Here is a 13,449-nt window from a genome sequence, read left to right on the forward strand (position 1 = left end):
CGGCGGTTTCTTTTTTGGGCTGGGCCTGCCGGGGGGCGCCCGGAAGGCCCAGCCCGGCGCCGTTCTGGGTAGAATCATGTCAGTGGCGGGAACATTCAGCGATAACCTATTGACAAGGCAGGGGGGGGGGGGGTACAATAGGAAAAAGGTGTCGATGTTTCGTTTGAACACCGCTATATTATAGGGAGGAATCATACTATGAAACGACTCAACCGTATCCTGTCTCTGGCTCTTGCGGCCATGATGGCACTGACCCTGCTTACCGGCTGCGGCGGCAAGGTGACCGAGCGTGCCATGGAAAAGGCCTACGGAGATTATCTCCGGGGCCAGATGGGAAAACCTGACATGAAGGTGACCTACGATGTCTCCCCGGCTGTCTTTGAGAAGATCGATGCAGACTTCCGGGCAAACAAGGCAAAATGGTTCAACTCTACCGGTTATCTGGCCAACAGAGTTGCGAGCGAGTATTTCTACGACTCCAGCGCTGACGGTGTTGCCATGCTGAAAAATGCGCTGAATGATTACAGCACCAGCGTCAACGTGCGGTTTTATGCGGCAAAAATGCCCGAGTCGGCGGGCAATGCCACCACCCAGGCTGCCTATGTGATCCATAACTGCATGAACGGCGTGAGTGTTTACTCCAACTATGACCCGAATTGGAAGAGCGTAAGGGTGGCCGTCCACCGTGTGCAGGACGGCGGTGATACCTACTGCTACATAATCGTCATCTACGAAAAATAAGCCGCCTACCGTGGTCTGGGCTTTCTGAGCCCCCATAGAATAAGTATCTGCCCCGAAACCGCTGCACGGTCACCGTGCGGCGGTTTCTTTTGTTCCCTGATAGCAGCAGCGTCCGGGGCGCGCCGGGCAAGCACCGCCTATCGGGGATAGCAGGGCCCGCTCTTTTGCGCCACAGTGGTCCCCAAGCGGGCAGCTCAGACCTGACCGTCATGCCAATGGCTCTCCCTTTGGGAGCAACGGCGACGACCGCCGCCAGCGGCGGAAACAGGGAGGAGCTGTTGGGGCCGCGGCCAGCAGGATGCGAGCGGCAGCGAAGCAGACGCTGGGAGCCGCAACCCGGGCAGTGTCACCGAAGGTGACGGAGAGGGAGGCAATATGTCCAAAAAATCTCTCGAAATTTTGGAAGATAAATCTAAAAGCATTCTCACACAAGTCTGGAAAACTGTGCTATAATCATAATTATGGACGAGGTTGGGGCTGCGCTGCCCTGACCGAAAATAATGAAGAAGGAGGCGAGCCTTATGGCACAGTTCCGCTCCAAGCCCTTTGGTGTGACCAAAAACGGCGATAAGGTGGATGAATATATCATCTCCAATCCCGGTGGACTTGAGATCAGCGTGCTGAACTATGGCTGTGTGATCAAAAATCTCTTCGTCCCTACAAAAACGGGTCCGGTGGATGTGGTCGTCGGACACGACACCCTCGCCGACTATGAGGCGGATTTCAACTCATCCGGCAGCACCTGCTGCGGTGCGTTCGTGGGCCGGTACGCCAACCGCATTGAAAATGCGGAATTTTCTCTCAGCGGCAAGACCTACAAGCTGGAAGCCAACAATGGCAAAAATCACCTGCACGGCACCTTCCCCCGCAAAATTTACGATGTGAAGATGTTCGGCGACACCCTTTTGATGGAGACCGAAAGCCCGGCGGGCGAAGACGGTTTCCCCGGAAATCTGAAGGTCAGTGTGCGGTATATCCTCACGCCGGACAACACCCTGCGGATGGACTACCGTGTGTCCACCGACGAGGACACCATCATCAACCTGACCAACCACACCTACTTCAACCTCGACGGCGGCGGCAATGTGCTGGGCCAGAAGCTCCGCATTTACGCTTCCAACTACCTCGAGGGCAACAACGAGACCTGCCCCACGGGCAAGATCCTGCCCGTGGACGGTACGCCGATGGACTTCCGCACCGGAAAGCCTCTGGGACGCGACCTCGACACCGGCTTCTACCAGACCACCATGGCGGGCGGCGGCTTCGACCACTGCTATGTCCTCGACCGGCCCCGGGGTGCCAGCCAGAGCCTCTGCGCCTGGGCGTCCAGCGACAAGACCGGCATCAGCATGAAGATGTACACCACCCAGCCGGGCATCCAGCTCTACACCGGCAACTTCCTGCAGAACTGCCCCTCCCCCGGCAAGGGCGGCGTCCCGCTGGAAAAGTACGGCGGCTTTGCCCTTGAGACCCAGCACTTCCCCTGCAGCCCCTCTCACCCGGAGTTCCCGACGACGGTGCTGCGGGCGGGCAAAGTCTTCCGCGCCAACACTACGCTCCGCTTCTTCACCGGCCGTCAGTGCGGCCGTTTGTAAGCAAATATCAGCCACAGCAAAGGGCAGCTCTCTTGCAGGAGCTGCCCTTTGCTGTTTTTTGCGTGTCCTCTCCATGCCTTGCGGACTAAAAATCTTTGCAGTTCATCAGACTGGCTGAAAAGATGCAACAAAAATACATTTTCATAAAAAAGCCGGTACTTGATTCTCTGTGCAAAAAGCGGTATCCTTTAGGCAGGCAGAGCACAAGGGCTCTGTGCGAAGCAACATTTGGAACAAGAGAGGTACTGGACATGGCTATTTTGGTTTCCGGCGGCGCAGGCTACATCGGCAGCCACACCTGCATCGAGCTTCTGAATGCCGGCTACGACGTCGTCGTGGCGGACAATTACTATAATGCATCCCCTGTGGTCCTCGACCGCGTCAAGCAGATCACCGGCAAGGACTTCCGCTTCTATCAGGCCGATATGACCAAACACGAGGATGTGGAGAAGATCTTCGCCGAGTGTCCCGACATCACGGCGGTCATCCAGTTCGCAGCCTATAAGGCCGTCGGCGAGAGCGTGTCCAAGCCCATCGAATACTACTACAATAACCTCAACTGCACGCTGGTCATCCTGGATGTGATGCGCAGGCACAACTGCCACAACTTCGTGTTCAGCTCTTCCGCCACCGTCTACGGCGACCCCGCCAGTGTGCCGATCACCGAGGACTTCCCCGTGGGTGCCACCACCAACCCCTACGGCACCACCAAGGCCATGACCGAGCGCATCCTCACCGATGTCTGCAAGGCTGACCCCACCCTGAACGTGGCTCTGCTGCGCTACTTCAACCCCATCGGCGCCCACAAGTCCGGCCTCATCGGCGAGGACCCCAACGGCATCCCCAACAACCTCATGCCCTACATCGCCAAGGTGGCTGTGGGCAAGCTGGAAAAGGTCCATGTCTTCGGCAATGACTACCCCACCCCCGACGGCACCGGCGTCCGCGACTACATCCATGTCGTGGACCTGGCCCGCGGCCATGTCTGCGCCATCAAGAAGCTGGAAACGAACTGCGGCCTCTTCATCTGCAACCTCGGCACCGGCAAGGGTTACAGCGTGCTGGATGTCATCCACGCCTTCGAGAAGGCCTGCGGCAAGCCCATCCCCTACGTCATCGATGCCCGCCGCCCCGGCGACATCGCCGAGTGCTATGCTGACCCCACCAAGGCCAGGAATGAGCTTGGCTGGGTGGCTGAGTACGGCATCGAGGAGATGTGCGCCGACAGCTGGAACTGGCAGAAGAAGAACCCTGACGGCTACCACACCGCGAACTGAATAAAAAAACGATAAGAGCCTGTACGGCGGGTACTTCCCGGGTACAGGCTCTTATTTTTTGCACTTTTTCGGATATTCGAGGATGGCGGCATGATTTTTTTCAGAGAACAGTTCAGAACAGCCCTGTTTCTCTTGACAACGCCGGAAAGTTAGCCTATATTACTGTTGTTAATGCAAACTAACAAACGCGCTCGAGAGGAACATTCCATATGACGTTGAAAGATTTGAACATCGGCGAGACTGCCGTGGTCGGGACCGTGGGCGGCGAAGGCGCTCTGCGGCAGCATTTTCTGGATATGGGGCTGATCCCCGGTGAGGAGGTCACGCTGGTCAAATTTGCCCCGATGGGCGACCCGATGGAGCTGAGCATCCACGGCTACGAGCTGACCCTCCGGCTGGACGATGCCGCCCGCATCGGGGTCACTCTGGCCAAAGCCCCGGCGGTAAAAAAGGCGGCGGCAGAAAGTGAAAAGCCGGTGGAGCACCCGGGCCTCGGCGAAGGCGGACGATACCACACCAAAAAGGGCGAGAACCCTCTGCCCGACGGCACGACCCTTACCTTTGCGCTGGCGGGCAACCAGAACTGCGGCAAGACGACCCTCTTCAACCAGCTCACCGGCTCCAACCAGCACGTCGGCAATTTCCCGGGTGTGACGGTGGACCGCAAGAGCGGTGCGATCCGGAACAACCCGAATACGGAGGTCACAGACCTGCCCGGCATCTACTCCATGTCGCCCTATACCAGCGAGGAGATCGTGACCCGGCAGTTCATCATCGGCGAGAAGCCCACGGGCATCATCAATATCGTGGACGCCACCAACATCGAGAGGAATCTGTACCTCACCATGCAGCTCATGGAGCTGGATACGCCGATGGTGCTGGCGCTGAACATGATGGACGAGATGCGCGGCAACGGCGGCACTGTCCGCATCAATAAGATGGAGGCCATGCTGGGCATCCCGGTCGTGCCCATCTCTGCGGCAAAGAACGAGGGCGTGGACGAGCTGGTGGATCATGCGCTCCATGTCGCAAAGTATCAGGAGCGGCCGGGCCGGATGGATTTCTGCGGCGAGGAGGATCACGGCGGCGCAGTCCACCGCTGCATCCACGGCATCATCCACCTGATCGAGGATCATGCCAAGGCCGCAGGCATCCCGGTGCGCTTTGCGGCCACAAAGCTCGTGGAGGGCGACCAGCGCATCGAGGCGGCCCTGAAGCTCGACCAGAACGAAAAAGAGATGATCGAGCACATCATCGTCCAGATGGAGCAGGAGCGGGGTCTGGACCGCGCCGCCGCCATCGCGGATATGCGGTTCCACTTCATCCACCAGCTGGTGGATCAGACCGTCGTGAAGCCCCGCCAGAGCAAGGAACAGCTCCGCTCGGCCCGGATCGACCGGTTCCTCACGGGCCGCTATACCGCCATCCCGGCCTTTGTGGGCATCATGGCGCTGGTGTTCTACCTCACCTTCGGCGTCATCGGTCTGGCGCTCCAGAACCTGCTGGAAATGGGCATTGATGCCCTGACCGCCGCGGTGGACTCCACCCTCACGGCGTGGAACGTCAACGCAGCCGTCCACTCGCTGGTCATCGACGGCATCTTCACCGGTGTGGGCAGCGTGTTGAGCTTCCTGCCCATCATCGTGACCCTGTTTTTCTTCCTCTCTCTGCTGGAGGATACCGGATACATGGCCCGCGTGGCATTCGTGATGGATAAGCTTCTCCGCCGCATCGGCCTCTCGGGGCGCAGCATCGTGCCAATGCTCATCGGCTTCGGCTGCACCGTCCCCGGCGTCATGGCCAGCCGCACCCTGCCCTCGGAGCGCGACCGCAAAATGACCATCCTGCTCACCCCCTTTATGAGCTGCTCGGCCAAGCTGCCCATCTACAGCCTGTTTGCGGCGGCCTTCTTCCCGGAGCACGCGGCTCTGGTGATGGTCAGCCTCTATTTCCTCGGCATTGCGGTGGGCATTCTGATGGCCATCCTGCTGAAGAGCAGTGTCTTTAAGGGCGAGGCCGTCCCCTTTGTGATGGAGCTGCCCAACTACCGCCTGCCCGGCCTCAAGAATGTGGTCCAGCTGCTCTGGGAAAAGGCCCGCGATTTCCTCCAGCGCGCCTTTACGGTCATCTTTGTGGCGACCATCATCATCTGGTTCCTGCAGAGCTTCGACCTGCGGCTCAGCCTCACCGCTGACCCGCAGCAGAGCATCCTTGCATGGCTGGCCAGCGGTATCGCGCCGCTGTTTGCGCCACTGGGCTTTGCCGACTGGCGGGTGTCTACGGCCCTGATCACCGGCTTTATGGCCAAGGAGAGCGTCGTTTCGACCCTCACCATCCTCTATGGCTCCTCTGCGGCCTTTGCCGCCGCGCTGTCCCCGGCGGCGGCTGCACCCCTGCTGGTGTTCTGCCTGCTCTATACGCCCTGCATCGCGGCGGTGGCCTCGGTCAAGCGGGAGCTGGGCGGCAAGTGGGCGCTTATCATGGTGGCAAATCAGTGCATCGTAGCATGGCTGGCGGCCTTCGGCACGCGGCTCATCATGATGCTGTAAAGAAAACGGAAACAGGGAGCGGCCTGCAAGATGCGGGCCGCTCCTTTTCTCTTGACAATCGCTGCGTTTTTGTGCTATTATTACTTCAAATTTGAATGATACAATTTTGAATCACAAGGAGGCGTCCCATGAATACCCCGGGCATCGAATTTGGGCGAAAGACCTCGGCGGCTTACGCCGCCCTCTGCAAGCCCCTGTGCCAGAAGCTCCATCTGCCCCAGACGGCTTTTGACATCCTGATGTTCCTCGCCAACAACCCCGGCTACCAGACCGCCAGCGACGTGGTAGAGGTGCGCAAACTGAAAGCAAACCTCGTCTCGGTGAACGTAGACCGTCTGGTGCAGGAGGGCTACCTCGTCCGCGAGGCTGACCCCGGCGACCGCCGCCGCACCCTGCTGCGCTGCACCGAAAAAGCCTGCCCCATCATCGAGCAGGGCCGGGCCTTGCAGGAGGAATTTGGCGCACGTCTGCTGGAACACACCAATGAAGCACAGCGAAAGGCGTTCTTCGAGACGATGGACATTATAAATGAGAATCTGGACGCCATTCTGGAAGGAGAAGCATGAACGTTTTATCCTCGGCGTGGTGGTCATGGGATTCAACTGGCTCAGCTGACCGTATCCGGACAAAAAGAAATGCCTGTGCGGCAGATGCTGCACAGGCATTTTGAATGTTCTTTTAACGGACGAACTCGACCTCAACGTCGCCGTTCTTGGTGGCGAGGTTCAGCTTGTTGGGGGCATCTGCATTCTGCTGCAGGGTGTCCTTGCCGAAGAAGAGGAAGTTCTTGTCGCTGGCGTCGGAGACGCGGATCTTGCCGCCGCCTGCGGCCAGATCAAAGCCGTAAGAGCTGCCGCTGCCGATCACAGAGCCGGTGATGCTGCCGTTCTGCACCTTGGCGTTGCAGATGTTGGCAGAGATGTTTTCCAGCTTGAGGGTGCCGCTGTTCTGGATGGTGGCGGCCACATTCTGGGAGGTGACGCCGCTCATGGTGATCTTGCCGTTGCGGGTGGTGCCGCTCAGGGTGGAGCCGTTGAAGTTCGACACCTCGATGCGGCCATTGTCGGTGGTGAGGCTGGCGGTCTGTGCCGAAACGCCGTCCAGCGTGATGCTGTCGTTGGTGGTGCTGACGGTGATGTTTGCCAGCGTCTGGCGGGGTACCTGCAGCGTCAGGGTGCAGCTGCGGGTGTCCTCACTCTGGATGATGAGGGAAGCGTTGGGCTCCCGGGTCTTGGTCACGGTGAGGGTGCTGCCCGCCACCGTGAAGTCGTAGAGCTTGGAGCTTTCAAAGGCGTAGCTCGAGGTGTAGGTGTAATTGGCGCGGACGTGGTCGATGTCGGCGGCCTGCAGAATGACCGCAGCGCTGTTGTCCTGCACCACGATGGCGTTGATGCCGGCCGGTGCGTCATAGCTGGCGCTGTAAGTGGCCACAGATGCCGCCGCGCCGCAGAAGAGCGCAGCCGCCGTGACAGCTGTCAGAAGAGCGAGAAGAAACTTTTTCATAAGGAAAACCTCCTGTCGCAATAAAATAGATAAGCGGAATGTCCCGCAGAAGATTTTACTTTATCCGTCCGGGCCGCAGCTGCAGCCCGGATAGAATTTCTCACCCTAAAAATACCGCAGCAGAGAAAAAAAGTCAAGAGAGAAAAAATGAACAATAAAAAACGCCTGCACAGTGGTGCAGGCGCAAAAGCAGGATAAATTATTTTTCTTCGATGGTGGAGTGCTCGATGACATAGTCGGCAGCGCGGCGGATGCCCTCGTTGCGGCGGATGGCCTCCACGTTGGATGCAGCCTTGACTTCCTCGAGGGTCTTCTTGGTGCGCTCAGCGCGCTCGGACAGGGTCTTGTCGATGTCCTCCTCAGTGGGGACGAGGTTCTCGTTCTGAGCGATCTGCAGCAGGGCCATCCGGGCGCGGGTGTTCTTCTCCGCAGCAGTGTGGACAGCGGCAGTGAAGCTCTCGCGGGTCTGATGGATCTGGCTCAGGTAGCGGTCGAGGCTCAGGCGCTGCATCTGCAGCTGCTGCTGGATCTGCTCCATCTCCTGCTGATAGGCGCTCTCGACGAGAACGCTGGGCAGCTCGCCCTCAGCGGCTGCGGCCAGCTGGGTGAGGATGGCGTCCTTGGCGCGGTTGAGCGCGGCGGCGTGTTTGTTGTCGTGGAGCTGCTGACGGATCTGGGCGCGGAACTCGTCCATGGTGTCCACATTGGCAGCCTTCTTGGCAAAATCGCTGTTCAGAGCGGGCAGCTGGCGGACACAGACGTCGTGCAGCTTGATTTTGAAGACCACGGGCTTGCCGGCCAGGTCCTTGGCGTGGTAGCGGGCCGGGAAGGTGACGAAGATGTCGAACTCCTCGCCGCCCTTGTGACCGAGGATGCCTTCCTCGAAGCCGGGGATCATCCGGCCGCTGCCCAGCTGCAGGGTCTGGTTCTGGGCGGTGCCGCCGTTGAAGGGCTTGCCTTCCAGCAGGCCCTCGTAGTCGATGTGGACGATGTTGCCCTTGACGGCCGGACCCTTGTGAGGCACCAGCTCAGCGGCCATGGCGCGGCGGCGCTCCAGCACAGCGTCGATCTCCTTGTCGGTGACTTCCGGGGTGACGCACTCGGTCTTGAAGCCGGTGGTCTGGGTCAGGTTCAGCTCAGGCTGCAGGGCGGTGGTGGCAGTGGCCACAAAGCCCTCGTCCTTCTTCACGCTGACCAGGTCGTAGACCGGCTCGTCCACAGCGTGGAAGCCGTGTTCTGCCATCGCTGCGTTGTACAGGGCCGGGACGTCCTTGTCCATCAAATCGTTGATGGCGTCGTACCAGAAGGTGTGCTCGCCGCGGTCGGCCTCGATCTGGGCGCGGTCAGCCTCGCCCTTGGCAAAGCCCTTGATGGTGTACGTTGCGCGGGTGCGCTCGTACACGGCGTTGGACGCAGCTTCCAGCTCCTCAGCCGAAGCGCTGAAAGTCATTTTGCAGACACTCTTTTCGGGAGTTTCCACGCTTACCAGTTTCATAGGTTCTACCCTCCGTGCTGCCCCCTGAAAGGGCAAGATTCAAAACATTATGAAGTTATTATAGCACAATAAGCTCAAAAGCGGTATAATAAAAAGAAAGAAAATCTGTTCTTTTGTCAGCGAATGGGGTCCCGGGCGCTGCAAAACGAAAGGAAGTGTACACCTCATGCGTCTGTTCGACGTTCTCGGGCCGGTGATGATCGGCCCCTCCTCCAGCCATACGGCGGGTGCGGCCCGCATTGGATATACGGCTCAGAAGCTGCTGGGCGACGTCCCCGCCGAGGCGGACATTGGGCTCTACGGCAGCTTTGCCACCACAGGCCGGGGCCACGGCACCGACCGTGCGCTGGTGGCGGGCCTGCTGGGTCTCCGCCCGGACGACCCCCGCCTGCCCGACAGCTTCGCGCTGGCCGAGGAGGCCGGCATGAAGTTCACCATCCATCCGGTGGAGCTCCGTGCCGCCCACCCGAATACGGCGGTGCTTACCTTAAAGAGTAAGGCGGGCCGGACCCTCGTCCTGAAGGCGGCCTCTGTGGGCGGCGGACGCATCCGCGTGACGGAGATCGACGGTGTGCCTGCCGACTTTGGCGGGGACAGCAACACCCTTATCATCCATAACGAGGACACCCCCGGCTGCATCGCCGAGGTCACGATGTCGCTGGCCCAGCGCCGCATCAACATCGCATCCATGCAGGTGTTCCGCGCCGCGACGGGCGGCTACGCCGTTATGGTGCTGGAATGCGACTCCCATATCCCCCACGTGCTGGAACAGCAGATGGCCGTGATGCCGGGCATCCGCAAAGTCACCTGCCTGAACATCGACGAGCCGGAAGAATGCGAGGAGGGCTGAGAAGTGTCGTTTTTATCCTGTGAAGAGATGCTGGCCGCTGCCCGCAGCCAGAATATTTCCCTTTCGGAGGCCATCCTCCGCAGCGATTTAGCCGAGAGCCGCCTCACCGAGGCCCACAGCCGGGAGATGATGCACCACCTCTGGCAGGTGATGCAGGCCACCAGCCGGGACTATGACCCGGCCCAGCGCAGCCGAAGCGGCCTTTCGGGCGGCGACGCGGCCAAGGTGGAGCAGGCCCATCAAGAAGGAAAGAGCCTTGGCGGCGATTACCTCGCCGCAGTGACTGCCGAAGCTCTCAAGACCGCCGAGTGCAACGCCTGCATGAAGCGCATCGTCGCTGCCCCCACGGCGGGCAGCTGCGGCGTCCTGCCCGCTGTTCTGCTGCCGCTGGCCCGCAGCGGCGAGGCCGACGAAGAGTCCATCTGCGACGCCCTCTATGTCGCCGCCGGGTTCGGTCAGGTCATCGCGGCCCGCGCCACTCTCGCGGGCGCGGAGGGCGGCTGTCAGGCCGAGGTGGGCGCTGCCAGCGCGATGGCCGCCGCCGCTCTCTGCCACCTCAAGGGCGGCGCACCCGAGCAGTGCGCCGCTGCCGCCGCAATGGCTCTGGGCAACCTGCTGGGCCTCGTCTGTGACCCCGTGGCCGGCCTCGTGGAAGTTCCCTGCGTCAAGCGGAATGTCGTCGGCGCCGTGAACGCCGTCTCCTGTGCGAATATGGCCCTTGCCGGGGTGGACTACGCCATCCCCTGTGATGAGGTCATCGACGCCATGGGCCGCGTGGGCAGCCTCCTCTCCCCCGACCTCCGGGAGACCGGTCAGGGCGGTCTTGCCGCCACGCCCACCGGCGTCCGCATCGCCCAGACCCTCGCAGAGCAGGGCTGATGGATAGAAAATGAAAGAAAAGTGGATGAAAAGACGTTCTTTCTCGGAAATCTCAAAAATATTTCCGAAAAAGTGTTGACAAAACCCCGGATGAATGATAAAATACATCATGTTCCGAACGGAACGTATGCGTTGGTAGCTCAGCTGGATAGAGTGACTGACTACGAATCAGTAGGCCGGGGGTTCGAGTCCCTTCCATCGCACCAGAAAATGCCGTGAAATCGAAAGATTTCATGGCTTTTTTGTTTTCCTGGCAGGTTCTGCACACTTTTGCACATCTCCTGCACACTTTACAAAAAAGCCATGAACTCTTTGCATCGCTTGCACAGCGTGTATTTCGCTGCATAAAAAAGAATCTTTTACGCGAAGAGCACCCGCGTCAGCTCGCGGCGTTCCTCTGCATCCATCTGCCGGATGGCTTCAAGGATCATTTTACCCGTGATTTTTGTTGCCACCGGCGTTTTGTTTTCCGGGGGTTCCTGCGGCTTTGCATCTACTACGTCCTGCGTGTAGAAGTCGGCTTCGATCTTCTCGGTTAACTCCAACCGGGGTTTGTCCTGCGTGTGGGCGTAGGTGTCCATCAGGACGGTGGCGGTTGCGTGACCGGTATTACCCTGCACCGATTTGAAGTCACCGCCAGATTGCAGCAGCTGGTAGGTGGCACTGGAGTGGCGCAGACCGTGGAACACGATCTTCTCAAACTCCGGGTGCTCTGCCCGCCACATACGATACCACTTGGTCAGAACGTCCGGGGCAATGGGTAAGCCGTCTGGTAAGCGGAACAGCTGACCGCAGTTGCTGTACTTTTCCGGGGCGCTCTGCTCGTCCTGCTTCATCTTTTCCAGCCATGCCAGAAGCTCCTCTTTCAAGGGCTTGGTCATGTACAGGATGCGGTTGGACTTTTTGGTCTTAGTCCGCTTGAGGATCAGCGAGGACTTGCTCCCCTCCCGTCTGTCCGGGAAGGTGTGGTAGATCTGGGTAGGATCAATCTTGGACAAGGCGACCTTGTCGGCACGCTGCAGGGCTTTGTTCACTGAAATGGTTCCCCGTCCGTCTGCTGCATCAAAGTCGAGGTCTCCCGGCTGCAAGCCGAGGATCTCACCCTCTCGCAAGGAGAGGATCATGCTCATGTGCACCGCCAGATGCAGGGCGGGGTTTTCGATGGTCTGCAGTGCCGCCAACATGGTGCGCTCATCCCAGATGGTGCGTTCTTCGGTGTTAATTTTGGGGGCTTCACGGGGAGTAGGCGATTTGTGGATCAGATCCCAGTCAACGGCATACGAAAAGGCAGTTTTCAGGAGCGTGTGGACTTCGTGAATGGACGTGCTGGATAACAGCCGTTTCTTCTGATTTTCCGTCAGCTCCTGCTTCTCGCCGTGAACGTACTGGCCGCAGGGGGTCTGGCTCAGGGTGGCGTAGAACTGCTCAATGTCATAGGTGCGGAGGTCTTGCACCTTCCGCTTTCCGATATACGGCACGATGAGGTTCTGCACCATCGCCACAGATTGGGTGTAGGTCTTGGGAGACCACTTGTGTTTGCTGGACTGAATGGGGATCCACTTGTACAGCATCTCCTCGACCGTCATGGTGTCGGGCACGAGGAAGGTACCATCCAGCAGTTCCTTCTCCACCGTGATCTTGCGCTCCTGCGCTTCGGCCTTGGTCTTGAAGGTTTCCCAGCCCTTGCAGGGCTTGCCAGCATGATCTTTGTAGTTGTATCGGACGGAATACGTGTTGCCACGTTTCATAATAGATGCCATAGATGTTCCCTCCCTCAGACCGCAGCAAACCAATCGTCAAAGCTCTGCTTGCTTACCCGGATGCTGGTACCGAGGCGGATCACCTTGAAGTCTTTCGTGGTGTTGCACAGATTGTACGCAGCACGGTTGGAGATCGCCAACAGTTGGGCGATCTCTTCCACCCGGTAAACGAGCGGGGCATGTCGGACGGTTTTGCTGGTCTGGTCAGAAGGTTCTACGGCAGGGGTTTCGGACAATTTCATTGTAGGGGATTCGGGCGCGATTTTCAAGTCCTCACAGGTCAGTTTGGTGGAATTTTTGCGGACATTCGTCATAGGCATGTCTCCTTTGCACTTCTCCAGACCCGGCGCAGTTCCGGTTGAGCTGCACCCTGTGGGCCGGTAAATATGTAAGGGCCTGCCGCTCCTGACCCGAAGCAGCAGCCCAAAAAAGTGCGAGAACTTGAATTTACGCGCCCCACGCGCCCCAAACCGCACAAAAGTACCTTCCTGTGTTGATTTTATAGGGCGCATGGCTGAATTGTATGCGCCCTTTTGGGGCGCATCTTGCCTTCTCTCCCGCCCCGAAGGGCGTGTTGCCGCCCCACATCCGCCCGAAAAGGGCAGATACGCGCCCGGAGAAAACAGCGATAACAAGTCAAAACTACTGATTTGGGGCGCGTAGGGCGGGAGAATTTCACTTTTCGTGTGTTTTATGCCGCAGCAAAGGCGGGGTGGACGCATACGCCCCGGAAGCCGCGATACTTTCCCTCGATGTGCTTGGAGAAGGTCAGGCCATACTTCCCGGCATTTTTCAGCAGG

General features: G+C 59.2%; 11 protein-coding genes and 1 tRNA gene. 8 read left to right on the forward strand and 4 right to left on the reverse strand.

Features of this window, described 5'->3' with window-relative positions; all coding sequences use genetic code 11:
- Positions 1–198: 198 nt before the first annotated feature.
- From F3G95_RS09625 to F3G95_RS09645, 5 genes are all read left to right on the forward strand, one after another.
- The gene (locus tag F3G95_RS09625; RefSeq protein WP_149794760.1) at positions 199–741 is read left to right on the forward strand and encodes a hypothetical protein; all 543 of its coding nucleotides are present in this window, start codon (positions 199–201) and stop codon (positions 739–741) included.
- A 521-nt stretch (positions 742–1,262) separates the two neighbouring features.
- Entirely contained in the window at positions 1,263–2,336 is a 1,074-nt protein-coding gene (locus tag F3G95_RS09630; RefSeq protein ID WP_149794761.1) for an aldose epimerase family protein, read from the forward strand.
- Between the two features lie 251 nt (positions 2,337–2,587).
- The gene (gene galE / locus F3G95_RS09635; protein ID WP_149794762.1) at positions 2,588–3,613 is read left to right on the forward strand and encodes a UDP-glucose 4-epimerase GalE; all 1,026 of its coding nucleotides are present in this window, start codon (positions 2,588–2,590) and stop codon (positions 3,611–3,613) included.
- A gap of 209 nt (positions 3,614–3,822) precedes the next feature.
- Positions 3,823–6,162: a ferrous iron transport protein B gene (gene feoB, locus F3G95_RS09640; RefSeq protein WP_149794763.1), complete on the forward strand. Its 2,340-nt coding sequence runs from the start codon at positions 3,823–3,825 to the stop codon at positions 6,160–6,162.
- 128 nt (positions 6,163–6,290) lie between these two features.
- A complete protein-coding gene (locus F3G95_RS09645) occupies positions 6,291–6,728 on the forward strand; it encodes a MarR family winged helix-turn-helix transcriptional regulator (protein ID WP_149794764.1) in 438 nt (145 codons plus the stop codon).
- Positions 6,729–6,840: 112 nt separating this feature from the next.
- Here F3G95_RS09645 and F3G95_RS09650 read toward each other — a convergent pair whose 3' ends face one another.
- A complete protein-coding gene (locus tag F3G95_RS09650) occupies positions 6,841–7,665 on the reverse strand; it encodes a DUF4097 family beta strand repeat-containing protein (protein ID WP_149794765.1) in 825 nt (274 codons plus the stop codon).
- 199 nt (positions 7,666–7,864) lie between these two features.
- Positions 7,865–9,160, reverse strand: a complete 1,296-nt coding sequence (gene tig, locus F3G95_RS09655) for a trigger factor (protein ID WP_149794766.1) — start codon at positions 9,158–9,160, stop codon at positions 7,865–7,867.
- 166 nt (positions 9,161–9,326) lie between these two features.
- Here tig and sdaAB point away from each other — a divergent pair, with 166 nt between their 5' ends.
- The 3 genes from sdaAB (at position 9,327) to F3G95_RS09670 (ending at position 11,095) form a co-directional block, all read left to right on the forward strand.
- Positions 9,327–10,010 carry an L-serine ammonia-lyase, iron-sulfur-dependent subunit beta gene (gene sdaAB, locus F3G95_RS09660; RefSeq protein ID WP_149794767.1) on the forward strand — a complete coding sequence of 228 codons (684 nt, stop codon included), beginning with the start codon at positions 9,327–9,329 and terminating at the stop codon, positions 10,008–10,010.
- A gap of 3 nt (positions 10,011–10,013) precedes the next feature.
- Positions 10,014–10,889 (forward strand): L-serine ammonia-lyase, iron-sulfur-dependent, subunit alpha, encoded by an 876-nt coding sequence (gene sdaAA, locus F3G95_RS09665; protein WP_174235880.1) that lies wholly within the window; start codon positions 10,014–10,016, stop codon positions 10,887–10,889.
- Between the two features lie 129 nt (positions 10,890–11,018).
- A tRNA-Arg gene (locus tag F3G95_RS09670) sits at positions 11,019–11,095 on the forward strand.
- Between the two features lie 153 nt (positions 11,096–11,248).
- Here the strand turns inward: F3G95_RS09670 and F3G95_RS09675 are convergent.
- Together F3G95_RS09675 and F3G95_RS09680 are read right to left on the reverse strand one after the other, a co-directional pair.
- The gene (locus tag F3G95_RS09675; RefSeq protein ID WP_149794768.1) at positions 11,249–12,649 is read right to left on the reverse strand and encodes a site-specific integrase; all 1,401 of its coding nucleotides are present in this window, start codon (positions 12,647–12,649) and stop codon (positions 11,249–11,251) included.
- A gap of 14 nt (positions 12,650–12,663) precedes the next feature.
- The gene (locus tag F3G95_RS09680) at positions 12,664–12,969 is read right to left on the reverse strand and encodes a helix-turn-helix domain-containing protein (RefSeq protein WP_097774241.1); all 306 of its coding nucleotides are present in this window, start codon (positions 12,967–12,969) and stop codon (positions 12,664–12,666) included.
- Between the last annotated feature and the right edge of the window lie 480 nt (positions 12,970–13,449).

Source organism: Faecalibacterium sp. Marseille-P9312 (assembly GCF_902497445.1).
Classification (GTDB): Bacteria; Bacillota; Clostridia; order Oscillospirales; family Ruminococcaceae; genus Faecalibacterium; species Faecalibacterium longum.